Source organism: Kitasatospora sp. NPDC059571, assembly GCF_042735675.1.
GTDB lineage: Bacteria > Actinomycetota > Actinomycetes > Streptomycetales > Streptomycetaceae > Kitasatospora.
This window is the reverse complement of the sequence record NZ_JBHWBW010000081.1, coordinates 720-22,730: the sequence shown is the minus strand read 5'-3', so window position 1 is coordinate 22,730 and position 22,011 is coordinate 720. Positions and strand designations below refer to the sequence as shown.

At 73.5% G+C, this 22,011-nt stretch carries 24 protein-coding genes; 18 read left to right on the top strand and 6 right to left on the bottom strand.

Annotated elements, in window-relative coordinates:
- The first annotated feature begins 518 nt into the window (after positions 1 to 518).
- The 7 genes from ACFV0G_RS12560 to ACFV0G_RS12530 all read left to right on the top strand — a co-directional run bounded on the left by ACFV0G_RS12560 (position 519) and on the right by ACFV0G_RS12530 (position 6,442).
- Positions 519 to 1,766, top strand: coding sequence for a protein-L-isoaspartate O-methyltransferase (locus ACFV0G_RS12560; RefSeq protein WP_380545714.1), 1,248 nt, complete (start codon positions 519 to 521; stop codon positions 1,764 to 1,766).
- The gene (gene fxlM / locus ACFV0G_RS12555; RefSeq protein ID WP_380545712.1) at positions 1,763 to 3,142 is read left to right on the top strand and encodes a methyltransferase, FxLD system; all 1,380 of its coding nucleotides are present in this window, start codon (positions 1,763 to 1,765) and stop codon (positions 3,140 to 3,142) included. The genes ACFV0G_RS12560 and fxlM overlap by 4 nt, the downstream gene beginning before the upstream one ends.
- 390 nt (positions 3,143 to 3,532) lie before the next feature.
- On the top strand, positions 3,533 to 3,916 hold the full coding sequence (locus ACFV0G_RS12550; protein ID WP_380545710.1) for an ArsR/SmtB family transcription factor: 384 nt from the start codon (positions 3,533 to 3,535) through the stop codon (positions 3,914 to 3,916).
- A 128-nt stretch (positions 3,917 to 4,044) separates the two neighbouring features.
- Positions 4,045 to 4,485 (top strand): VOC family protein, encoded by a 441-nt coding sequence (locus ACFV0G_RS12545; protein WP_380545708.1) that lies wholly within the window; start codon positions 4,045 to 4,047, stop codon positions 4,483 to 4,485.
- Positions 4,486 to 4,581: 96 nt separating this feature from the next.
- Positions 4,582 to 5,103: an ATP-binding protein gene (locus tag ACFV0G_RS12540; RefSeq protein ID WP_380545706.1), complete on the top strand. Its 522-nt coding sequence runs from the start codon at positions 4,582 to 4,584 to the stop codon at positions 5,101 to 5,103.
- 55 nt (positions 5,104 to 5,158) lie between these two features.
- Positions 5,159 to 5,761 (top strand): YdcF family protein, encoded by a 603-nt coding sequence (locus tag ACFV0G_RS12535; RefSeq protein ID WP_380545704.1) that lies wholly within the window; start codon positions 5,159 to 5,161, stop codon positions 5,759 to 5,761.
- A gap of 105 nt (positions 5,762 to 5,866) precedes the next feature.
- Positions 5,867 to 6,442, top strand: a complete 576-nt coding sequence (locus ACFV0G_RS12530) for a DUF6939 family protein (protein WP_380545702.1) — start codon at positions 5,867 to 5,869, stop codon at positions 6,440 to 6,442.
- A gap of 366 nt (positions 6,443 to 6,808) precedes the next feature.
- Here the strand turns inward: ACFV0G_RS12530 and ACFV0G_RS12525 are convergent, their stop codons facing one another.
- Entirely contained in the window at positions 6,809 to 7,216 is a 408-nt protein-coding gene (locus tag ACFV0G_RS12525) for a cytidine deaminase family protein (protein WP_380545700.1), read from the bottom strand.
- 245 nt (positions 7,217 to 7,461) lie between these two features.
- Here ACFV0G_RS12525 and ACFV0G_RS12520 point away from each other — a divergent pair, with 245 nt between their 5' ends.
- The gene (locus ACFV0G_RS12520; protein ID WP_380545698.1) at positions 7,462 to 8,229 is read left to right on the top strand and encodes a class I SAM-dependent methyltransferase; all 768 of its coding nucleotides are present in this window, start codon (positions 7,462 to 7,464) and stop codon (positions 8,227 to 8,229) included.
- A gap of 13 nt (positions 8,230 to 8,242) precedes the next feature.
- On the opposite strand, the gene ACFV0G_RS12515 is transcribed toward ACFV0G_RS12520, so the two are convergent.
- A complete protein-coding gene (locus ACFV0G_RS12515) occupies positions 8,243 to 8,707 on the bottom strand; it encodes a hypothetical protein (protein ID WP_380545696.1) in 465 nt (154 codons plus the stop codon).
- 376 nt (positions 8,708 to 9,083) lie between these two features.
- Between ACFV0G_RS12515 and ACFV0G_RS12510 the strand changes: the two genes are divergently transcribed.
- Positions 9,084 to 9,419 (top strand): hypothetical protein, encoded by a 336-nt coding sequence (locus ACFV0G_RS12510; protein WP_380545694.1) that lies wholly within the window; start codon positions 9,084 to 9,086, stop codon positions 9,417 to 9,419.
- 439 nt (positions 9,420 to 9,858) lie between these two features.
- Positions 9,859 to 10,263 (top strand): hypothetical protein, encoded by a 405-nt coding sequence (locus ACFV0G_RS12505; protein WP_380545692.1) that lies wholly within the window; start codon positions 9,859 to 9,861, stop codon positions 10,261 to 10,263.
- Positions 10,264 to 10,405: 142 nt separating this feature from the next.
- Here the strand turns inward: ACFV0G_RS12505 and ACFV0G_RS12500 are convergent, their stop codons facing one another.
- The gene (locus tag ACFV0G_RS12500) at positions 10,406 to 11,002 is read right to left on the bottom strand and encodes an NADPH-dependent F420 reductase (RefSeq protein ID WP_380545690.1); all 597 of its coding nucleotides are present in this window, start codon (positions 11,000 to 11,002) and stop codon (positions 10,406 to 10,408) included.
- 42 nt (positions 11,003 to 11,044) lie between these two features.
- Entirely contained in the window at positions 11,045 to 11,863 is an 819-nt protein-coding gene (locus ACFV0G_RS12495) for a 3'(2'),5'-bisphosphate nucleotidase CysQ (protein ID WP_380545688.1), read from the bottom strand.
- A 136-nt stretch (positions 11,864 to 11,999) separates the two neighbouring features.
- Here ACFV0G_RS12495 and ACFV0G_RS12490 point away from each other — a divergent pair, with 136 nt between their 5' ends.
- On the top strand, positions 12,000 to 12,908 hold the full coding sequence (locus ACFV0G_RS12490) for a LysR family transcriptional regulator (protein WP_380545686.1): 909 nt from the start codon (positions 12,000 to 12,002) through the stop codon (positions 12,906 to 12,908).
- 144 nt (positions 12,909 to 13,052) lie between these two features.
- Here ACFV0G_RS12490 and ACFV0G_RS12485 read toward each other — a convergent pair whose 3' ends face one another.
- Positions 13,053 to 14,057 (bottom strand): LuxR C-terminal-related transcriptional regulator, encoded by a 1,005-nt coding sequence (locus tag ACFV0G_RS12485; protein ID WP_380545684.1) that lies wholly within the window; start codon positions 14,055 to 14,057, stop codon positions 13,053 to 13,055.
- Positions 14,058 to 14,335: 278 nt separating this feature from the next.
- On the opposite strand from ACFV0G_RS12485, the gene ACFV0G_RS12480 reads away from it, so the two are divergent.
- The 4 genes from ACFV0G_RS12480 (at position 14,336) to ACFV0G_RS12465 (ending at position 18,144) form a co-directional block, all read left to right on the top strand.
- The gene (locus ACFV0G_RS12480) at positions 14,336 to 14,659 is read left to right on the top strand and encodes a hypothetical protein (protein ID WP_380545682.1); all 324 of its coding nucleotides are present in this window, start codon (positions 14,336 to 14,338) and stop codon (positions 14,657 to 14,659) included.
- Positions 14,660 to 15,090: 431 nt separating this feature from the next.
- Entirely contained in the window at positions 15,091 to 15,315 is a 225-nt protein-coding gene (locus ACFV0G_RS12475) for a hypothetical protein (protein ID WP_380545680.1), read from the top strand.
- Between the two features lie 84 nt (positions 15,316 to 15,399).
- Positions 15,400 to 16,113 carry a response regulator gene (locus ACFV0G_RS12470; RefSeq protein WP_380545678.1) on the top strand — a complete coding sequence of 238 codons (714 nt, stop codon included), beginning with the start codon at positions 15,400 to 15,402 and terminating at the stop codon, positions 16,111 to 16,113.
- Positions 16,114 to 16,329: 216 nt separating this feature from the next.
- Positions 16,330 to 18,144, top strand: a complete 1,815-nt coding sequence (locus ACFV0G_RS12465) for an ABC transporter ATP-binding protein (protein WP_380545675.1) — start codon at positions 16,330 to 16,332, stop codon at positions 18,142 to 18,144.
- A 527-nt stretch (positions 18,145 to 18,671) separates the two neighbouring features.
- Here ACFV0G_RS12465 and ACFV0G_RS12460 read toward each other — a convergent pair.
- The gene (locus tag ACFV0G_RS12460) at positions 18,672 to 19,904 is read right to left on the bottom strand and encodes a PucR family transcriptional regulator (RefSeq protein ID WP_380545673.1); all 1,233 of its coding nucleotides are present in this window, start codon (positions 19,902 to 19,904) and stop codon (positions 18,672 to 18,674) included.
- Between the two features lie 224 nt (positions 19,905 to 20,128).
- Between ACFV0G_RS12460 and ACFV0G_RS12455 the strand changes: the two genes are divergently transcribed.
- The 3 genes from ACFV0G_RS12455 to ACFV0G_RS12445 are packed head-to-tail and all read left to right on the top strand — an operon-like array spanning position 20,129 to position 21,950.
- Positions 20,129 to 21,286, top strand: coding sequence for an acyl-CoA dehydrogenase family protein (locus tag ACFV0G_RS12455; RefSeq protein WP_380545671.1), 1,158 nt, complete (start codon positions 20,129 to 20,131; stop codon positions 21,284 to 21,286).
- 46 nt (positions 21,287 to 21,332) lie between these two features.
- A complete protein-coding gene (locus tag ACFV0G_RS12450; RefSeq protein WP_380545669.1) occupies positions 21,333 to 21,785 on the top strand; it encodes a MaoC family dehydratase in 453 nt (150 codons plus the stop codon).
- Between the two features lie 33 nt (positions 21,786 to 21,818).
- Positions 21,819 to 21,950: a hypothetical protein gene (locus ACFV0G_RS12445; protein ID WP_380545667.1), complete on the top strand. Its 132-nt coding sequence runs from the start codon at positions 21,819 to 21,821 to the stop codon at positions 21,948 to 21,950.
- The last annotated feature ends 61 nt before the right edge of the window (positions 21,951 to 22,011 follow it).

Here is a 22,011-nt window from a genome sequence, read left to right as displayed (position 1 = left end):
CGCCACCACCGCTGCCCCTTGTGCGCAGGAGCCTGCGCATGCGGGCCGGGGTGCTGCTTGGCCATGTCCGCCAGGCCCTCCAGCAGCCACGCCCGGAAGCGCTGCCGGGCGGAGCCCGGATCGGCCGGCACCGAGGAGACCACCCTGCACTCCCGTCTGGAACCCCGAGCGGAACGGCCCGCCGGACGGACGGACGACGTGGTCAGCGTAAGCGCCCCCACCGCGCCCGGCGCGGAGGCCCGCGCCCGAGTCGCCGCAACGGCGCAGCGGCTGCCGACGCCGGCGGGCGGGGTGGGGAGCGGCGGGCGCGCGGGGGGGGGCCGGGGGGCCGCGCGGGGGGGTCCCGGGGCCGGGCGGCGGGGTCCGGGTGCCGCGCGTACCGGGGCGGGGGCGCAGGCGGCGCGCCGTGCTGCGGCGGGATTGACCGGATCGGGTGAGGCAGGGTCCGATCGGCCCCCGAGCGGGGCCGTCGGCTGGGAGGATCGGCCGCCCGCCGACCCGCCGCCCGAGAGGTACCGATGAGCAGCAAGGTGTCAGCGTCCGGTACCGGCGACGGTCCGAACCCGGGTGGCATGCGGGCCGAGGACACGCTGGCCGCGGAGCTGGCGTTCGTCCGGGCGGTGGCGGCCGAGCCCGGGGTGGTGGATGCGGCGGTGGTCGCCGCGATGGGCGCCGTGCCGCGCCACCTGCTGATCCCCCGTCTGTTCGAGCCCCGCGGACCGGTGCGGCCGGCCCGGCTGTGGCGGCTGGTCGACCCGGCCGTCGACCGCGCTGCGTACCTCGCCGCGGTGTACGGCACGGACCAGGTCGTGGTGCAGCTCGACGGGGCCGCCCCGGACGGACAGGTCGTCGGTGACGAGTACCTGGGAACGCCGACCGCCATGTCCTCGGGGGCCGGACTCATCGCGCTCGCCCTGCAGGACCTGCGGGTGGCGCCGGGCGACCGCTTCGTGGAGGTCGGCGCGGCCACGTTCTACCTGAGCGCGGTGGCGGCCCGGCTGACCGGCTGCCGGGTCCTGGGCGTGGAGATCGACCGGAGGCTGACCGGGGCCGCCGTGCCGCGGCTGGCCAGGATCGGCGCCGCGGTGCAGGCCCTCGCCGGTGATGCCTCCGACGCACTGCCGCCCGGCATGTTCGACCGGATCTGCGGCTCCTTCGCGCTGCCCGCCGTCCCCACCGGGTGGCTGCGCCAACTCGCCCCGGGCGGCCGGCTGCGGGTGACGATCTCCACCGGCGCGCCCGGCTGGCACGGCACCGCGCTGGTCGACCGGGACGCCCGCACCGGAGCGCTCTCCGGCCGGCTGGCCGCCGAGCGGTGGGGGCACCTGCCGGCCCGCGGCCGCGGCTGGCTGCCACTGCCGCCTCAGACGGGCCCGGGCCGCGACCGCACCCACACGACGCCACCGCCCGGCGACCACGAACGCGGCTTCTGGCTCGCGGTCGCCCATCTCCTCCCCGGGGTGCGCCGGCACTGGACCGACGGCGAGGTCGTCCTCGTCGCGGCGGACGGCTCCCGGGCCGTGCTGGCTCCGGACGGGACCGGGGTCCGCGAATGGGGCCCGCGCAGCCTGTGGGCGGAGGCCGAGCACGTGCACGCCCGCTGGACGGCCGCGGGCCGCCCCGACACCTACGCCCTCCGGTTCGACGGCGACCGCCAGTGGGCCGACGGCGGACCCGGCCTCGGCTGGCCCCTGCCCGGCCCGCGGCCGGCACCGCACCACCGGCCCACGACCACGACCACGACCACGACCACCGGAGCACCGTGAAGGACAGCGCGCCACTGACGTCCCCGGCCGACAGCGGCATGGCCGCCGGACCGGGCCCCGTCCCCGGCCCGCAGGACACGGCCGGCGACAACGCGGCCACCCTGCGCCGCGCCCTCGTCGACGAGTTGGTCCGGCAGCACCGCCTCACGGACCCGCGGGTCGAGGCGGCGTTCCGACGGGTGCCCCGGCACGCCTTCCTGCCCGGCATCCCGCTGGAACGGGCCCACGCCGACGACGCCGTGGTCACCAGGCGGAACGACACGGGCGGCGCGAGCAGTTCGGTCTCGGCGCCGTGGCTGCAGGCCGCCATGCTGCAGGCGGCGGAACTCCGCCCGGGACAGACCGTCGTGGAGATCGGCTCGGGCGGCTACCAGGCTGCACTGATGCAGGAACTCGTCGGCCCGCACGGCACGGTCGTCACCATCGACATCGACCCGTTCGTCGTCGACCGCGCACGCAGCCTCCTTCCTGCGGCCGGGTACGGGGACGTGGCGGTGGTCCTGGGCGACGCGGAACTCGGCGTCCCGGCCGGGCTGCTGCCCGCAGCCGGCGCGGATGCCGTCGTCGTGACCGTGGAGGCCCGCGACATCCCGCCCGCCTGGGTCGACCAACTCGCGGAGGGCGGACGGCTCGTGGTGCCGCTGCGGATCCACGGCTACACCTGGGCCGTCGCCCTGCACAAGCGCGGCGGACGGCTGGAGGGCCGTTCGTACGAGGTCTGCGGGTTCGTTCCGCTGCAGGGGGCGGGGCGGCGCGAGGACACCGTGGTGGCGCTGCGGGGCGGCGAGGTGCGGCTGCGGTTCGCCGACGGCGGACCGGCGGACGTCCGCGGTCTCGAACGGGCCCTGGGGTTGCCCCGGGGCGAGGTGTGGACGGGCATCACCGTGCCCGGCGACCAGCCGTTCGACCTGCTCTGCCTGCTGCTCGCGACGACCCTCGACGGGTTCTGCCGGCTGGCCGTCGACCCGGCCCTGGACACCGGTGCGGTCACCCGCCCGAACGGATGGGACGCCGCCGCCGTGGTCCGCGACGGCTCCCTCGCCCGGCTGGCCACCCGGAAGCTCCGCGCCGGGGGAGCAGGTGGCGCGTCCCTGTGGGAGTTCGGCGTCCATGCCTACGGCCCCCGGGGAGGCGAACTCGCCCGGACGATGGCCGACATGGTCACCATCTGGGACCGCCGGCTGCGCGGGGGCTCCTACCCGCTGCTGACCGTCCACCCGGCGGACACGCCCGACGACACGTCGGACGCCGCGGGGGCCACTGCCGCCGCGGCCGCCGATGCGATCACCCGCAGCCTCGTCCTCAAGCGCCACACCCGTCTGGTGTTCGACTGGCCGTTCCCGCCCGGGGAGCATCCCTCCGCGCGCGACGTGTAGGACAGGGGCTCGGCCGGACGCTCAGGACACGGACCGAGGGCGTTGCGGTGGTCGCGGCGCCGTGCGTCGAGTTCCCGGGCGACCTCCTCGTCGGTGGCGCCGGTGATCGTCCCGAGGTGGTCCAGGAGTTCCCAGCGCGCCTCGTCCTCCCGCCACCAGGCCAGGTCGGGTACCGCGGGAGAGGTCATGGGTGCTCGGTTCCGTTCGGAGGAGGCCGCGTCGTTGCGCGAGCAGTTGAGAGGTCCTGATGGACCGCCACCGGTATCCACCGGCGGACCGGAGTCGGGCCTCGTCGCAGGCCGGGCCCTCGCATGCAACCCGGAGGTTGCACGGGGTCGGCCCTCGTGCAACCCTGGAGTTGCCCTCCGGGGCGACGTGAGGAGGCCTCTCATGACCGAGGACCGGATCGAGCACGAGATCCCCGGCGCGGCACCCCCGCAGGCCGGGCCGGCCGGCGCGGTCCTCGCCGCCCTCGCCGACCCGACGCGGCGTCATCTGCTCGACCTGGTCGCCGCCGGGGGCGAAGCCACCGCGACCACCCTCGCCGAGCGGCTCCCCGTCTCGCGCCAGGCCGTCGTCAAGCACCTCACGGTCCTGGACGGGGCCGGGCTCGTCACCGGCCGGCGGGCCGGACGCGAGGTGCGGTACACCGTCCGCCCCGCCACCCTGGAGGCCACGGCCCGCTGGATGTCCGCCCTCGCCGCGGACTGGGGCCGGCAGCCGGCCCCTAACGAGCGGCCCACGGGCGCCCCGGGAGCGGACACCGGCCCATAGTTCGCCGCGGGCCGGGCAGCAACCGTCCGGGCAGGTCACCTCGCCGCCCGCCGGGTCGAGAAGGCACGGTGACCGACGCGACGCGCGGCTGACCGGCGGCGTCGGACCCGGTACCTATCCTCGGGGACATGACGATTCAGCGCATGGACAACGTCGGCATCGTCGTGGACGACCTCGACGCCGCCGTTGCCTTCTTCACCGAACTCGGCATGGAGCTGGAAGGCAGGATGCCGATCGAAGGCAGCTGGGCGGGCAAGGTCGTCGGGCTCGACGACATGCGGAGCGAGATCGCGATGATGCGGATCCCGGGCGCCCCGGGCCGGCTCGAACTGGCGACGTACCACTCCCCGAAGGCGATCACCCCCGAGCCGGCCATCACCCCGGCGAACACGCTGGGCCTGCACCGCGTCATGTTCGCCGTCGACGACATCGAGGACACCCTCGCCCGCCTCCGCCCGCACGGCGCCGAACTCGTCGGCGAAGTGACGCGCTTCGAGGACAGCTACCTGCTCTGCTATCTCCGCGGGCCGAGCGGGATCATCCTTGCGCTGGCCGAGGAGCTGAGCTGAGAGGACGCAGTCCGCTCTCCGAGGCACCGTCACTTCCGACGAACGCGCTCTGCGCCGGCCGTCCCCACGGCCCCGCACCGGGCTAGCATCGGGCCCGTGATCGTATGGCTCAACGGCACCCACGGCGCGGGCAAGACGACGACCGGCGCACTCCTGCCGCCCCTCATCCCGGACTCGCGGGTGTTCGACGCCGAGAAGGTCGGCGTGACACTCATGGACGTCACACCCGGACTGCCCGCGACGGACAACTTCCAGCACTGGCCGCCGTGGCGGCAGCTCGTGGTCGAGACCGCCCGCCGCATCCTCGAATTCACTGGCGGCACCCTGGTGATGCCCATGACCGTCCTGGTCGAGCAGTACTGGCGCGAGATCAGCACGGGCCTCGCCCAACACGGCATCCCGGTGCGGCACTTCGTCCTCCACGCCGACCAGGACACCCTCCGCGGGCGGATCGAGGGGGACACTCTGCTCGGCCCCTCCCCCTTCCGTCTCCACTACCTCGGGCCCTACGCCGAGGCGGCACGCACCTGGTTGCACCGCGAGGCCGAGGTCATCGACACCACCCACCTCACACCCGCCCAGGTGGCGCGACAGGTCGCCGAGGCCGTCAAGGGGTGAGGTCCGGCGCCGCTGGATCCCCCACAGCCGAATCACGGTGTCCTAGAGTCGCCGCATGCGACGAAGGACAGGACTGGCGGCGGCCGGGGTCGTAGCAGCCCTCGCCTGGGGCGAATGGCTGAACCGGCGTTGGTCCCGAGCACTCGTCGGGAGCGTTGAGGGCACCACCGAGGCCGTGGTCGTGCTGGGCTACCGGAATCCCCAGGCGTCGGCCAACCTCGTCAACCGCTGGCGCGTCCGCGCCGGGATCCGCTCCGTCTCCCGCGACAGTGCGCGGGAGACCCGCGTGATCTTCAGCGGCGGATCGACCGGCAACGGCGCCGCGGAGGCCCGGATGATGGCCGACTACGCGAAGTCGGTACTCAAGTTCGACGGCACGGCGGTCCTCGAGGACCGGAGCACGACAACATGGGAGAACATCGCGAACGTGATCCCCCTCCTCGAGGATGCCGACCGCATCAAGATCGCCTCCCAACCGGCTCACGCGCTCAAGGCGCGCGCGTACCTGCGGCGGCAGCGCCCCGACCTTGCCGAGAGGCTGGTGCGAGCCGATGACTACCGCCTCGGCGAATGGGTGGTCGTCAAACCACTGCTGGCCCTGCACGGGCTGCGGACGCTCCGCGGTCTCAGTGCCGACGAGCGGAAGATCTCGCGGTAGACCGGCGCTCCTGCCGTTGACGCAGCCGTCGGAAGAGGTGCGCGGGCGATGTCAGTGGCATCGGGGATGCTCGGTGGTTGATGCCGCCGAGCAGGAAGCCCTCAGATGTCGATCCGCGTTGCCGGCCGTCGCCGTACGACGGCGTCCTTGACCTCCGCCTTCCCCCGCGCGGAGATCGTCGATGTGACCTCCCGGGCACCGCAGCCGTGGGTGCGGCTGAGCCCGTTCTACCCGCACGGCGGCATCCCGGTCCCCTACAGCGAAGGGGTGACCAGCCAGTCCGTGGAGGGTATCTGGCAGGCCCTCAAGGTCTTCCGGGACACCGACGTCGACCCCGGAAAGCTCCGGATCACCACGATGAAGGGGTTGAAGCGGACGGTGCGCCGCCACGGCCCCGTCCAAGGCCACCGCACCGGCCTGCACGGCGACCGACTCCTGTCGTACGAGGCCGCCCGGCGTCGGATCTATCTGCCCGCCTACCGGTGGATTCTCGAACACCGCGCCGCCGATCTGGTCGAACGGCTCCGCGACATGGGGGACGTCGTCCTCCTCGACTACACCACCAACGGCGACATCACCGATCCCACCAGCCCGCTCTCGCACGCCGCGCTCATCCAGCTGCACATCGAGGGCCGCTGGCCCCGAGAAGATGGCGCGGATGCGGCCCGCGGTGGTCAGTGAGCGAAGGCGCTGCATGACCTCGCCGGCCCGAGGTGCGCCCTCCCGTACACCTGGCGGCACCCACTGGCAGGTCTCGAGGGCTGTCAGCGGCACCTCCTCGGCCGATCCGGACGTGCAGGGGCCGGGGGTCGGCACTGGCGGCACGGGGTCGTCCAGCAGGGATCGGGATGTCGCCCTCGGCGTTCGGGACACCCGGCGGGGTCCGGCCCGGACCGGACCTGGGTGTGGGCGCAGCGGTCCCGCCCGGCAGGTCGCAGGCACTCTGCAGGTCGGTGATCACCGCGCACACGAGGACCGGTAGCCACGTGCGCCGGACGGGACCACTCGGGGTGGAACGACGTCAACGACGCTGACGGTGCGCGTGGTTCACTCGGTGTCGAGCTGGTGGTCGGCCCAGATGTAGCTCTCGGGGAGCAGGTCGGTGACGGGTACCGTCCGCAGGCGGCCGGCGCTGCCGACGACGACCTTGAGGTCGGGGAAGTAGTCGAGGAGGACCTGCCGGCAGCGGCCGCACGGGGGGACGACCCCTCGGTCGCGGTCGCCCACGGCGACGACGGTGTCCAGCTCGTAGACGCCCTGGGAGGCTGCTGCGCCGATGAGGACCAGTTCGGCGCACGGCCCGCCCGTGAAGTGGTAGGCGTTCACCGAGGTGACGATCCGGCCGTCCCGGGCACGGGCCGCGGCTGCCACGGTGTGGTTGTCGCCCCGGCAGCGCGTGCGGGCGATGTGTGCCGCGGCCTGGACGAGTTCGTGGTCGACGGGGTGGGTCTGCATGGTCCTCTGCTCTGCCTTCGTAGGGTGTCAGGCGATGCTGGTGGGCGTGGCGCGGACGGGCAAGCGGTTATCGGCCGTACGTCTGCGCGAAGGACGCGCGAACCCGTTCGGCCACCCGGACAGCCTGCGACACCGCACCCTCGGGACCGGCCCCCGCCACGCCGCCGGCGAGGTGTGTGGGGTGGTCGACCGGCGCGCGCGAAAGGGCGCGCACGGAGGGCGCGGCCCGTGTCAGGATGCTCGGCATGTCTGGTCGCGCACTGAGCTTCGGAGTGGTGGCGGAAGCGTACGAACGGTTCCGGCCGGGGTATCCCGTGGAGCTCTTCGACCTGGTGGTGGCGTACGCGGGTCGGCCGGTGCGGACCGCTCTCGAGATCGGGGCCGGAACGGGCAAGGCGACCCGCCTGTTCGCCCGCCGCGGGGTCGCGGTCACCGCGACCGAACCGGACGGGGCCATGCTCGCCGAGCTGCGCAAGCACGTTCCGGCCGGGGTCGGGACGGTGCAGGCCGCATTCGAGCAGGTGCGGCCGGACCGGCGGTACGGGCTGGTGTATGCGGCGGCGGCGCTGCACTGGACCGCCCCGGTCGGCCGGTGGTCGCGCATGGCCGCACTGCTGGAGCCCGGCGGCGTGGTCGCCTCGTTCGGCGGGCCGGTCCAGCTGGCCGACCCGGCGGTGGAGGAGGCCGTTCGCGCAGCACGGTCACCGCTCCTGGAGAGCGACGAGGTGCCCTCCCCGGACGGGACGCCCCCGGGGAACGCCATGCAGTGGCCGGGTACCGAGCTCCAGCGGTCCGAGCTCTTCACCGGTGTTCAGCAGCACGTCATCGAACGGCGGCTGACGATGACAGCGCGCGAGTACATCGGCCTGCTCTCGACCATCTCGGCCTATCTGGTCCTGCCGGTCCGCGAACAGCAACAGGTCTTCCGCCGGGTCCTGGAGGTCCTGCCGGAGACGGTCGACCTTGCCGCGGACATCACCGTCCATCTGGCGCGACTGCGCGACGAGCCGTAGGACGCCGACGCGGTCAGAGTCCGGCCGGGTGAGCGGAGAGCCGGGCCGCGTGCCGGTCCCGCAGGCGATCCCGCTCCTCGGGCGTGGCAAGGAAGACGTCGGCCCCGCCGTCATAGGGATGGTGGATGCGCCGCAACCCGGTGTCGGTGATCAGCACGTCCGCCGCCCGGTCGTCGGCCACGTCGCGCAGCAGCTCGTCGAGGCAGCCGCGCTGCCAGGGCCGGCGTACGGCGAAGAGATGGGAGTAGGTGCGGTACTCCGGGTCGGGGTCGTCCTCCACCAGCAGACTCTGCCAGTAGCCGGCGTCCGGGCGATGCGGTGGGACCTCGGGTCCGCTCGTCCAGACGGAGGTGATCACATACACGTCCGCACCGGCGAACAGCTCGTCGAGGACGGTGTTGTAGCGCTCCAGGACAACGGCGTACTCGCTTTCGTCCTGGGGGTACCGCTGCGACTCCGGGAGGCTGTGGAAGCGCACCCAGACATCCCGGTACGGGCCGCGCAGCCGGTGCCCGACAGGCGGGCAGTCTGGCCACCATTGCTGCCACAGCTCCGTCAACGCCGTCTGCCCGCTCCCCGACACCTGCCGCACCCGCCCTGTCTCGCACGCCCCCGACCGGCGGCATCATGCCCGACGGGACACCCGCCGAGGAAGCGATATTCCGTGAACGGGTGGTGGGCACGGCCTGAGCGTGACGGATGCGGCGCGCGCGGCCGACCTTCTCTCGGACCGGGCTGTTCCGGTTCCCCCGGGCCGTGCCGCTCGGCGGCCGACGCGGCCACGGCGGGCACCCCGCGGCATCGGTTTTCGGGAGTGCCCGCCAGGAGGCCACGAGGCCGGAGATACTGCGGGCATGGTCTTCTACGTCCTCGCCGCGCTCCTGTTCGCGCTGTTCGCGGTGGACATGGTGATCGGCCTCACCACCCGGGACAGGGGCGAGGGGTCGCGGTGGGAGAGGTGGCAGATCCTCGGCTACGGGCCGCTGTTCGTGACCATCTGCCTGGCGCTGGCCCTGGACGTCTTCCTCGAACCGGGCTGGTCGTGGGCCGCCCGACGTCCCGTCCTCCTAGGGCTACCCGTGGTGGCCACCGTGTTCGGGGTCGGCTGGTTCATCACCTTCCGGCGCCGCCTGCGAGCCGTCCTCCGCGCGAGGCGGGCCGCCCGCGGTTCCGCGGAGCCGCGGGTCTGACGACCGCGGTCGGACGATGTGAGGGTCCAGAAGCTGCTGTACGAGCTCCCCGAGGAGGGCCCGTACGTTGCGGCGACCGCCTGAACGCGACGGCGCGAACCGCCCGCCTCACCGGGAAGTCGCCCGTCTCGGGTCGGGTCGACCAGCCCTCGCTCGGCCTGCCCGTGATGCATTGGGCGCCGCCGCTCCGCCCCCTTCGTTCACCCGGCCGGGCCCGAAGCCCGGGTGCCCGTCCGTGCCGCATCCGAAGGGCCCGAAGCACGGGCCGATTGAGCGTTCGGACGCATGCATCGTTTGTGCACGCCCGAACCGCGGTCACGTGAGGTGACGAGAACCGCGGCAAGAGTTGCCGTCCGTGAGGGCCCGAACCAGGGTGCCCTGTGGGCAGCCCCGGAGCGGGGCGGGCCCATCTCGGCCATCACGAAAGGAAAGTCGACCCATGTCCGTGACCCGGACCCTCCGCACCACCGCCCTCGCGGCCGTCCTCGCCACCGGCGCCCTCGCCGCCGGCGCCCCGCAGTCCTCCGCCGCCACCATCGGTGACGGCGACGTCGCCGTCACCGGCGGCCGGATCGCCGACTCGGGCGCCACGCTGGACCTCACCGTCACGGTGACCTGCACCGCCGGCGAAACGCACACCGTCCTCGCCTGGGCGAACCAGGACATGACCGAATCCGTGGCCGCCTCCGACCCCGTCGCCTGCACCGGCGCCGCACAGGACGTCACGGTCAGCCTCGCGGCCATGCCCACCGACTCCCCCTGGCGGCCCGGTACCGCCTACGCCGGCGCCTGGCTCACCGACGGAACCGCCGGCGACCCCCTCGAAGAGATCACGATCGCCTGACGCAGGCGACAGTGCCCGCGCGCTCGGACGCCCGGCCCGGCACACACCCGGGCCGGGCGGGACCAGGCCGCAGGACGGCCGGCGGTCAGCGGCCCGCCTGTTCCGGCGGTGGGCCCGCCGGGGACGGTGCACTCCGTGCGGATCAGCGGGCGATCGAGATCGCGAAGGGCGCGAATCCGCTGGACCGGATGACGTGCGGGACGAAGAGGATCGCGGCCTCCGTGGCGCGGGCGGTTTCGATCCCGCCGAGGTCGGTGATCCACTCCGGTTGCCAGCCGAGGTCGCCGAGCAGTTCCCGGACGGTCTGCTTGGCCCGCGGGTCGTCGCCGGAGAGGAAAGCGGTCGGGGTCCGGGTGAGCGCGGCCGGCGCGGTCATCACCGGGAAGAGCATGGTGTTGAGGGTCTTGACGACGCGGGTTTCGGGGAGCGCTTCCTGGAGGAGCTCGGCGAGGCTCGAGCCGGGATGGATCAGGTCGGCGGGCAGTCCGTCCGGTCCGTCGGTGGTGGCGTTGGAGACGTCGACGAGGATCTTGCCGCGCAGCTCCTCGCGCAGGGCGGCGAGCCGCTCCAGCGAGCCTGCTCCCGGGGTGGCGTTGATGACGATCCGGGCTGTCCGGGCAGCGGCGGCGGCGGTGCCCGGCGCGCGGTCCGCCACGGTCACCTCATGCCCGGCCCGGGTGAGGGCCGTGGCCAGGCTGCCGCCGACGCGGCCGTTTCCGAGGACTGCGATCGCGGTCATGATGATGTGGGCCTTTCGTGGGTGCGGGTTGTGGTGCGCGGGTCAGCGTGAGAGCGTGGCGACGGCCTGGGCGTGGACGCCGGGCGCGGCCGCCAGGAAGCTTTCGCTCTGCGGGGTCCAGGGGCGGCCCTGGGCGTCGGAGATCCGTCCGCCGGCCTCGGTGACGATCAACGCCCCGGGCAGCAGGTCCGCGCGGGCGCCGGCGAACTGCCAGAAGGCGTCGATGCGGCCGGCGGCCAGGTCGGTCAGGTGCAGGGTGGCGGGCACGGCGGTGCGCACGACGAGCGCGTCGAAGAGCATCGCGGTGATCGAGGAGCCGACGCGCCGCACGACCTTCTCGTCCTCGTCGGGCCGGGCCTGGCTGGTGGCCACGATGCCCAGGCCGAGGTCCGCGGTCGGGGAGACGCGCAGCGGTCGGCCGTCGAGGTGGGCGCCCGCACCGGTCAGCGCGGTGTAGGTCTCGCCGGTCAACGGCAGGTGGACCGCGGTGAGCACCGGCCGGTTCTCACGTACGAGGGTGGCGGTCACCGCCCACTCCGGGAGGGCGTGCAGGTGGTTGACGTTGCCTTCGGCCGGGTCCACGACCCACCATTCGCCGGGCGGCAGCGCCCCGCCGTCGAGCTCGTCCTCCACCCACCCGGCGTCCGGACGCAGGCGCGTGAGGCGGGGGCGCAGGATGTCGAGGGCCGTGTCGTCGTTGACGGCGAGCGCGCGCATCAGCTCGTCGCGGCTCCGGTAGCGGACCACCTCGCCGAAGCGCTCGCGGAGCGCGGAGCCGGCCGTGCGCACGGCGATCGCGGTCCGGTCGAGCAGGTCGGCGTCGGTGGTGGCGGTGCGGGTGGTCCGAAGGGTTTCGGGCATGGTGAACTCCCTTGTGATCAGCAGGTGATGAGGCCGTCGGGCCGAACCGTGCGCTCTGTTCGGCGCTCCGGTTTCGAAGGTATCCAGCCCCTTGATTAACTTCAAATGCATGTCAAGCACGGCTAGCATTACTCACATGCAATTGGATCTGAATCTGCTGGCCGCGCTCGACGCCCTGCTGGAGGAGGGAAGTGTGGCCGGGGCCGCCGCACGCCTGCATGTCACCGCCCCCGCGATGAGTCGAAGCCTGGGCCGGATCCGGCGCACGACCGGGGATCAGATCCTGGTGCGCACCGGCCGCACGATGACCCCGACGCCGTACGCGATCGCCGTCCGGGCACAGGTGCACGAGCTGCTGCACCAGGTCCAGGGGGTGCTGGCACCGAGCCGTGAACTCGATCTGGCAACGCTGGAGCGCACCTTCACACTCCGCTGGCACGACTCCCTGGTCGCCCTGAGCGGCCCCGCCCTGCTCTCGGCCGCACGTGAACAAGCACCGGGCGTGCGATTGCGCTTCGTCGCGGAATCGAGCACCGACACCCCTGGGTTGCGGCGCGGCGAGGTGGACCTGGAGGCGAACGCCGACCGCCCGAACGCACCGGACATCCGTGCCGAGAAGGCGGGCGAGACCCGCCTGGTCATCGTCGTGAGGCAGGGGCACCCGCTCACCCGTGTCAGGTCCCTCACCGCACAGCGGTACGCCGCCGCCGAGCACGTCACCGTCTCGCGACGCGGCAACCTCGGCAACGCCCTCGACGACGCCCTCGCGCGGCTCGGCCTCACCCGCCGCGTGGTGGCGACCGCGCCCACCGAAGCGGCCGCGCTGGAGTTCGCGCGCGGCTCCGATCTCCTGGTCTGCGTCCCCGAAGCCACCACGCGCTCGGCGGTCGCCGACCTCGGCCTGGCCGTGCTCCCCCTCCCACTCGAAGTGCCCTCGGCACCGGTGTACCTGTCATGGCATCAGCGCTACGACACCGACCACGCCCACGCCTGGCTGCGCGGGCTGGCGCGAACCGCGCTGGCCACGGGCGGAACGTTGTCGTAGTCGGCGGCCGGGGCCGACTCCGGCCTCCTCCGGCGCCGCATCCTCCGGTCACACGACCGAGCGGCGGGCACCCCTCGATCAGCGACGGCGCCCGGAAGTCGAGCCGGACCCGCAACTCGTGATCAGAGCCGCCACCGAGCGGTGTCAGCGCGAAGTGGTCTCGCCGAGCCAGCCGAGGGCGGCCACCTGGATGCCGGCCTGGAAGCGGCTGCGGGCGTCCATCCGGACCATCAGGTCGGCCATCATGCGGCGGACGGTACGCAGCGAGACGCCGAGGCGCTGGCCGGCGCGTTCGTCGGTGAGGCCCTCGGCGAGCAGCCGCAGGAGTTCGCGTTCCTGGGCGGTGAGGCCGTGCGGGCCGCGCTGCGCGCTCTCGCCGAGCGGGCAGGCCTGTTCCCAGAGCTGGTCGAAGAGGGCGCGCAGCGCGGCGATCACCCCCGGGCTGTGCAGCAGCACGGCGCCCTTGCGGGCGTCCTCGGGGTCGATGGGGACGATCGCGGTCGCGTTGTCGACCAGGATCATGCGCAGCGGGAGGGTGGGCAGGGTGCGGACGTCGCCGCCGAGGCCGCGCAGCCAGCGGGCGTACTGGACGGTGGCGGGGTCGTTGCGGACGCTCTCCTGGTAGATGGTGCGCATCCGGACGCCGCGTTCCAGGGTCTCCTGGTCGAGGGCGCGGCTGGCCTCCATCACCTGCGGGGGCTGCGGGCCGCCGGGGGCGAAGGAGAGGACCTCCGCGGCGGCGTCCGAGGCGAGTTGGACGAGCCGGTCGCGGACCTCGGCGAGGTCGGCGATGAGCTCGATGCCGGGCTGGTTCGCGGGGGCGTGCATGCTGGCGTACTCGGCGATGAGGCCGGCCATCATGGTGCGGCTGCGCTCGATCTCCTGCTGGCGGCGGGCCGCCTCGGCCTCCTGGCGGGCGAGGAGGGCGGCGAGGCCGAGTTCGGGGTTGACGGCGCGCCAGCGGTCGGCGGCGCCGGTGGGTCTGGTGAGTGCGAGGTCGGCGAGGTGGTCGAGGGCTGCCCGCACGGCGCTCTCGTCCGCTTCCAGCCGTTCGGCGATGCCGTGCGTGTCCAGCTCGGGATGGAGCAGCATCGTCCGGTAGACGGCTTCGCCGAAGGGGTCGAGGCCGACCGGCCGGGATTCGCTCACCGGGCGGCCACCAGCAGTGCGGAACTCATCACACCCTCCCCGTGACGGCGCCTGGCCCTGACAGGCAGTCAGAGTACCGAAGGGTGATCGACCATAGAACACTTTTGCTGTCATTCGCGACGATCCGATGGATGATCTGTGAACGGGTCCGGGTGCGGCGCGGGCCCGGGGCGGACGGATCCGGCCGGTCGCGGTGGGAGCGGCATATTCCTGCCTGGCAATGATGTGACACCCCGTCGGATGCCTCGGACACCCGGTGTTGGCGCAGACTTGGACGTGTGTATGCGATTCGCGTCCACTTGGCCTCCCGGGGCGGGCCGCCGGCCGGCGGCCCGGTGGCGGCGGCGGTTCGGGACGGCCTGGAGCGCGGGCTCCGGGGGCCGGCCCGGGTGGGCCACGCCCGGATCCGGGTGACCGGCCGGTCGCTGGACGCCGTGGTCTTCGTGGTCGCCGGCTCGCTGCTGGAGGCGGAGCGCCTGCTGCGCGACGCCCTGGAGCGGCTGACCGCGCCGGGGGCCGAGCTCGGGGACTGGCGGCTGATGCACTGCGAGGCCGACACCGCGATCGCGCTGGGACTGCACCAGGCGACCAGCCGGCCCTGAGCGAGCGCCCTTGAGCCGCAGGCCCTGAACGGGCGGCGGCCGACCCGCGGCCCCGGACCGGGCGAGCCGGTGGCAGCAACGTGCCGGGTACCCGGCCGGCGGCCCGGCAGCAAAGTGCCGGGCCCGGCCGGAGTGCCGGCCCGCGTACGGCCGGGGAACGGCCGGCGTGCAGGTGGGAGGCCGGTGGAGCGCGGCCGGAGCGCCGGTCGAGCTGGCCTCAGGGTGTCACGGCACTCTGGTGCCAGGCCCGGCTACTGACACGGACCCCCGCCGCCCGCCACTCTCATGGTGTCGCCGAGAACGGCGGACCGGACACCGGGACAGCAGCCCCCGACGGGGGCCCGGGGACGGACCGCAGGCGACCGCCGCAGAGCAGTTCGCCCCGGAAGCAGCCCGGGGCCCAGCCGAACGCGAGAGGATCGGGCATCACCATGGCGCAGAAGGTCCGTTTCATCACGATTGTCGCCCTTGGTTTCAGCATCCTGACCGGCACCGCCGCCACCGCGGCCCTGTCCGTCGCCACCCCGGCCGCCACCGTGTCCACGGCCGACGGGACGGGCGCCGGCGGCTCCGCGGGCCCCGGCATACCGGTCGCGAACGCCACCGCCCCGACCCCGCTGCCGACGTCCACCCAGGAGACCTGGGGCTGGGGCTGAGACCACCGCCCGGCCGACCCCGACCGGGCCGGCTCCCGCCCAGCCGACTCCCGCCCCGCCCGTCGACGCCACCGAGGTAGCCGGATGACCATCCTCCTGGAGCAACCGCTCGACCAGCAGCTCGACCGACCCGCCCGCCACTCCCCCGGCAGCACGGCCGCACCCCGCACGACCGCGGCGACCGGCGCGGTGAGCGTCCTGCTCGCCGACGGCCACCAGCTGTTCCGCTCCGGGCTCGGTGCCCTGCTCGACCGGGAGGCCGACCTCGCGGTGGTGGCCGAGGTGCCCACCGCCGAGGAGGCAGCGGCCGAGGCGGCCCGCACGGGGCCGGCCGTCGCCGTCCTCGACCAGGACCTGCCGGGCCCGGGCGGGGCCGCCACCGCCGCGCTGGTCCGCGACCGGGCACCGCACACCGCCGTCCTGCTGCTCACCGCACAGCCCCGCACCGCCGACCTGCAGCGCGCGGTCGCCGACGGGGTCGCCGGGGTGCTGCTGAAGGACGTGCCGCCGGCCGCACTGATCGCCGCCGTCCGCGAACTCGCCCGCGGCGGGCGGGTGTACGACCCGCGGCTGGTGGTCGACGTGGTCCGGACGGGCGGCGGCGGGGGCGGGCTCACCCCGCGCGAGCTCACCGTCCTCGGCCACATCGCGGACGGCGCGACGATCAACGAGGTGGCGACGGCCCTGTCGCTCTCCCCCGGCACCGTCCGCAACTACGTCTCGTCGGCGATCGCCAAGACCCGGGGGCGCAACCGGTGCGACGCGATCCGGATCGCCCGCGAGCACGGCTGGCTCTGACGGAACGTCACATCCCCCCGACATGCCGGGGGGGGGCGCCCGCCCCCCCCACCCCGGTACGGACCGGCGCCAACCGGACGAAAAGCCTTGGACTTCTGCGGCGCCACCGCGGGAGACTGTGGCTCCCGTCCCCCCGGGTCGATCCACTGACAGATCGTCACATGTGTTCGACCAGAGGGCGGATGGTGGACTGCCGTACGACACGACGAGGTCGGGATGGGATCGTCCGAATCACTCCGGGGGGCGCCGGGCAGGCGCCCGGTACTCCTCGCACTCCGCTACTACGGACGGGAGCTGGCCCGGCGCCCGCACCTGACGGTGCCGGGCATACTGCTGCCGGCGCTGGGCAATATCGGCCTCAACTACATCGCGCCGCTGGCGGTGGCGAAGCTCGTCGGCCGGATCGCCGGCCACACCTCCGTCGGACTCGCCGCGATGCTGCCGTACGTCCTGGGCTTCGCCGGCGCCCTGCTCGCCGGGGAGGCGCTGTGGCGCGTCGGCCTGCACTACCTGAACCGGATCGACGCCCTCGGCATCGAGCACCTGTACGTGGTCGGCATGGACGAACTGCTCGCCAAGGACGCGGCGTTCTTCCACGACAACTTCGCCGGGTCGCTGACCAAGCGGGTGCTGAGCTTCGCCTCCCGCTTCGAGGAGGTCGTCGACACCCTGACGTTCTCGGTCGTGGGCAGCCTCGTGCCGCTGATCTTCGGCTCGGTGGTGCTGTGGCGCTACGAACCGCTCCTCGTCGTCGGGCTGCTGGCGATGATCGCGCTGACGGCCCTGTGCGCGGCACCGCTCATCCGCCGCCGCCAGGCGCTGGTCAACCGGCGCGAGGAGGCGATCGCCCGGGTGTCCGGCCATGTCGCCGACAGCCTGATGAACATGGACACCGTCCGGGCCTTCGCCGCCGAGCAGGGCGAGGCGGCCGAGCACCGATCGCGCGTAGCGGAATCGCGCCGGCTGACCCTGCGGTCGTGGGACTACGGCAACCTGCGCATCGACACCCTGGTCGCCCCGATGTCCGTGCTCACCAACGCGCTCGGCCTGCTGCTCGCCGTGACGCTCGGCGGGGGCGGGCACGGCGTGGAAGCGGTGGTGGTCGCCTTCACGTACTACAGCAACGCGACGCGGATCATGTTCGAGTTCAACCAGATCTACCGCCGGCTGGAGAGCTCGCTGACGGAGGCCGCACAGTTCACCGAGCTGCTGCTGACCCCGCCCACGGTGCTCGACCCCGCGTCACCGGAACCGCTGCTGCGCCGAGGCACGGACATCCGCTTCGAGCACGTGGAGTTCGCCCACACGGACGCGGATCCGATCTTCCGGGGCCTCGAACTGGCGGTGCCCGGCGGGGCGAAGTTCGGCCTGGTCGGCCGGTCCGGCGGCGGGAAGACCACCCTCACCCGGCTGCTGCTGCGGATGACGGACATCGACGCCGGCCGGATCCTGATCGGCGGCCAGGACATCAGCCGGCTGCGTCAGGCCGATCTCCGCAGCCTGATCGCCTACGTGCCCCAGGACCCGGCGATGTTCCACCGGACGCTGCGGGACAACATCGCGTTCGCCCGTCCGGACGCCACCGATGCGGAGATCCGCCGCGCGGCCGAGGCGGCGCACGTCACGGAGTTCACCGATTCGCTGCCGCTCGGCTTCGAGACCATGGTGGGCGAGCGGGGCGTCAAGCTCTCCGGCGGGCAGCGGCAGCGGGTGGCGCTCGCCCGGGCGATCCTGCGGGACTCGCCCATCCTGCTGCTCGACGAGGCGACCAGCGCCCTGGACTCGGAGAGCGAACTCCTCGTCCAGGAGGCCCTGTGGCGGCTCATGGAGGGACGGACGGCGCTCGTGGTGGCACACCGGCTGAGCACGGTCGCCAGGATGGACCGGCTCGTCGTCCTCGACCGCGGACGGATCATCGAGCAGGGCACGCACGAGGAACTGCTCGCCTCGGACGGCACCTACACCAAGCTCTGGCAGCACCAGTCGGGCGGGTTCCTGGACGGCACCGCCGCCCGGGCCGAGCTGCACTGACGCCGATCTCCCGTCGCCGGGCCGCACCGCAGGACGGCGACGAGCTCAGTGCGTCGGGCCCCGCCGCCGCGCCCGGGCCAGGCCGTGTCGTCGGCGGCCAGCCACGGCTCGTCCGCGGCGGCGTTCACCCGTCAGGTGCGGATTCCCGAGCAGATCGTCAGCGACATCCGGGGCATGACCTTCCGCAGCCTCAACGCGACCGACCGGGCGTCCTCCGCGTACGTGAAGGAGCGGCCCGTCCGCGACCGGCTCGCCGGTCTCGGCCTGCCGACCCTGGTGATCTTCGGCTCCCGGGACCGGCGCTGGCAGCCGTCCTCGGCCCAGGACCACCGCCGGGTGCCGCACGCCCGGACCGAGATCCTCGACGGCGTCGGCCACACACCCATGTACCCACACACCCATGTACCAGGACCCCGAGGCCACCGGAGCCCTCCTGCACGGCTTCGCCCTCGACACCGCACCGCACTGAGCAGCCCCGGCAGGCCGGCCGGCCGCGAGGGCGGCGCACCGCAGGACCGCTGCGGCGGCTACCGCCCCTGGCCGAGCCAGTGCTGGAGCTCCAGTGCGACGCCGACCTGCAGCCCGCGCCCCGGACGCGGTCGGGGCAGCAGCGCGTCGGCGCGGGCGATGCGGTTGAGGACCGTGTTCCGGTGGGTGTACAGCCGGCGCGCGGCGCGGCCGGCGTTGCAGTCCTCCTGCAAGTAGACGCGCAGTGTCCGGACGAGTTCGGGGGGCGCGCCGGCGAGTTCACCCAGCGTCGTGGCGACGAACTCGCGCGCCTGGTCCTCGTCGTGGGCGGCCAGGGCGACGACCTGCACGTCCTCGTAGGCGGTGAGGCGGGGCGGCCGGTGCATCCGGAACATCAGCCGTTGGGCGGTCAGCGCCTGCTGGTGGCTGAGCCGGAAGCCGGTGGGACCGCCGCCCGGCATCCCGGCGGCCGCATGGACGTTGGCGCCCGTGGCGGCGAGGGCCTCGGTGAGGACCTCGGCGTCCACGTGGCCGGGATCCGCGATCCAGGCCCACAGCACCGAGACTCCCGCGGCGACGGTGAGGGGCCGGCGCGCTCCCGCCGCCTCGGCCATCGCATCGGCCGCGGACTCCAGCTCGCCCTGCTCCGTCGCACCGGGCGCGTGCCACAGCACCAGGGCCAGGTGGCGCCGGCGCAGGTCGTAGCCGAGGCGGGCGCTCGCCCGCTCCTCGGCGATCGGCGCACCCTGGAGCAGGAGGTTGACGGTCTCCAGCCGCCGGGCGGACATGCCGCCGACGAGCTGGTCGCGTTCGTGCTCCACGTGCTTCTGGACGCCGGCCAGGGTGCGGTCGACGAACCGGGACATGGAGCGGGCGGCCAGGTCGAGGGAGGCGGCCAGCACCTCCGGCGCGCCCGGCTCGGCGAGCGCGGCGCGCATCCAGTACCGCCACAGCAGGTTGTGACCGCGCCAGTAGCCCTGGACCAGGTAGCGCTCGTCGACGCCGCGGCGGACCATGTCGCGGGCCACATCCAGGATCTGGGCCGTCAGGTCGGCGGGGACCGGGTCGCCGGGGCGGAGCCGGTTGGCGCGCACCCAGCGTCCGACGGTGTCCCGGTTGCTCGCGGCGATCTCCTGTGCCATGACCGGGTCGATCGGCGCCTCCGGCGTGTCGGGGGCCAGCTGCTGGCCGATCTCGGCGAGCAGCTCGTCCAGGGTGTCCTGCATGCGCTCCGCGGTCGCCCGGATGTGTGCCGCCACCTCGGGCGCGGGCGCCGCCCAACCGTGCTTCATGGCCCCAGGCTAGCCCCGCGGCGATGGGCAGAGTGCACACCCATGGCCCGCAATCTTGTGCAGATGCCCCTGTCCAAGCGCGGGCCCGCGCTCTAGGTTGAGGGCGTCGCAGAGCAAAACCGCAGCTCAGAGCAGCCGGCCGGCATCGCTCACGTCCCGCAGGACAGCTGCGAGGACCGCCGGCGCTCCGCGGCGCCACACCCGGACACAAGGAGAGACAGGTCGTGCAGCGCTCCGTCTACACCGAGGACCACGAGAACTTCCGGGAGATGATCCGGGACTTCATCTCGCGCGAGGTCGTGCCCCACTACGACGCCTGGGAGGCCGCCGGCCACGCGCCGCGCGAGTTCTACCACAAGCTCGGCGACCTGGGGGTCTTCGGCATCGAGGTCCCGGAGGAGTACGGCGGCTCGGGTGTCGGCGGCTTCAAGTACCAGGCCGTGGTCGTCGAGGAGCTGATGCGCGCCGGGGTGTCCTTCGGCGGCTCCGGCGTGCACACCGGTCTGGTGCTGCCGTACCTGCTCGCGTTCGCCGACGAGGAGCAGAAGAAGCGCTGGCTGCCCGACTTCGTCTCCGGGCGGATGATGACGGCAATCGCCATGACCGAGCCCGGCACCGGCTCCGACCTGGCCGGCATCCGCACCACCGCGACCCTGTCCGAGGACGGCACGCACTACGTCCTCAACGGCGCGAAGACCTTCATCACCGGCGGTGTCCTCGCCGACCTGATGCTGGTGGTCTGCCGCACCTCCCCCGCCCCGGCGGACAACCGCCGAGGCGGCCTGTCCATCCTGTGCGTGGACACCAAGAGCCCCGGATACGCGGTCGGCCGCAAGCTGGAGAAGATCGGCCTGCGCAGCTCCGACACCGCCGAGCTCTCCTTCACCGACGTCAAGGTGCCGGTGGAGAACCTGCTCGGCGAGGAGGGCGCCGCGTTCGGCTACCTCGCCCACAACCTGATCCCCGAGCGCCTCGGCATCGCCGTGTCCGCCGTGGCCGCCGCCGCTTCCGCGATCGACTTCGCGCTGGCCTACACCCGCGACCGCAAGGTCTTCGGGCAGCCGGTCTCGGAGTTCCAGAACACCAAGTTTGTCCTCGCCGAGTGCGCCGCCGAGGTCGCCGCCGCCCAGGCCCTCTCTGACCGGGCCCTGGACCTCATCGAGCAGGATGCGCTGACCTCCGCCGACGCCGCCGCCACCAAGCTCTTCTGCACCGAGACCGCGTCGCGGGTCATCGACAAGTGCCTGCAGCTGCACGGCGGTTACGGCTACATGCTCGAGTACCCGATCGCCCGCCTCTACACCGACAACCGGGTCTTCCGGATCTACGGCGGCACCAGCGAGGTCATGAAGACCGTCATCGCCAAGTCCATGGGCCTGTGACCGGACCGGGCCTTCTTTCCCCATCGAGCGAGGAGTCGAGTACCGCGTGAGGACCTTTGACACCCCTGCCGATCTGGCGGCCGCCGTCGGCACCGAGATCGGCCACAGCGACTGGCTCACCGTCGACCAGCAGCGCATCGACCTGTTCGCCGAGTCCACCGGCGACGACCAGTGGATCCACACCGACCCCGAGCGGGCAGCCGCCGGCCCGTTCGGGGCCACCATCGCCCACGGCTTCCTGACCCTGTCGCTGCTGCCGGTCCTCAGCGGACAGGTCTACCGCGTCGACGGCGTCCGGATGGCCGTCAACTACGGCCTGAACAAGGTCCGCTTCGTCAGCCCGGTGCGCGTCGGCTCCCGGGTGCGCGCCGGCGTGGCCCTCACGGCGGCCGAGGAGGTGGCCGGCGGCTGGCAGCTCACCTCCCGGGTCACCATCGAGATCGACGGCGCCGACCGGCCCGCCTGCGTCGCCGAGGCCGTCGCACGCCTCTACGTCTGACCTTCCACCACCGACCCCGGACGAGGAATCACCGTGAGCGAGAACCACCAGCGCGTCGCCGTCGTCACCGGCGCCGCCCGCGGCATCGGCGCCGCCACCGCCCTGCGCCTGGCCCGGGGGGCGGGGGGGCGGGCCGGCGCGGGCGCGCGCGGGGGCGGGAAGTAACGGGACAGTGAGGGGGGGGGGGCTGTTGCGGCGGCCGGAGAGGAGCATGGGGGTGCGGTGC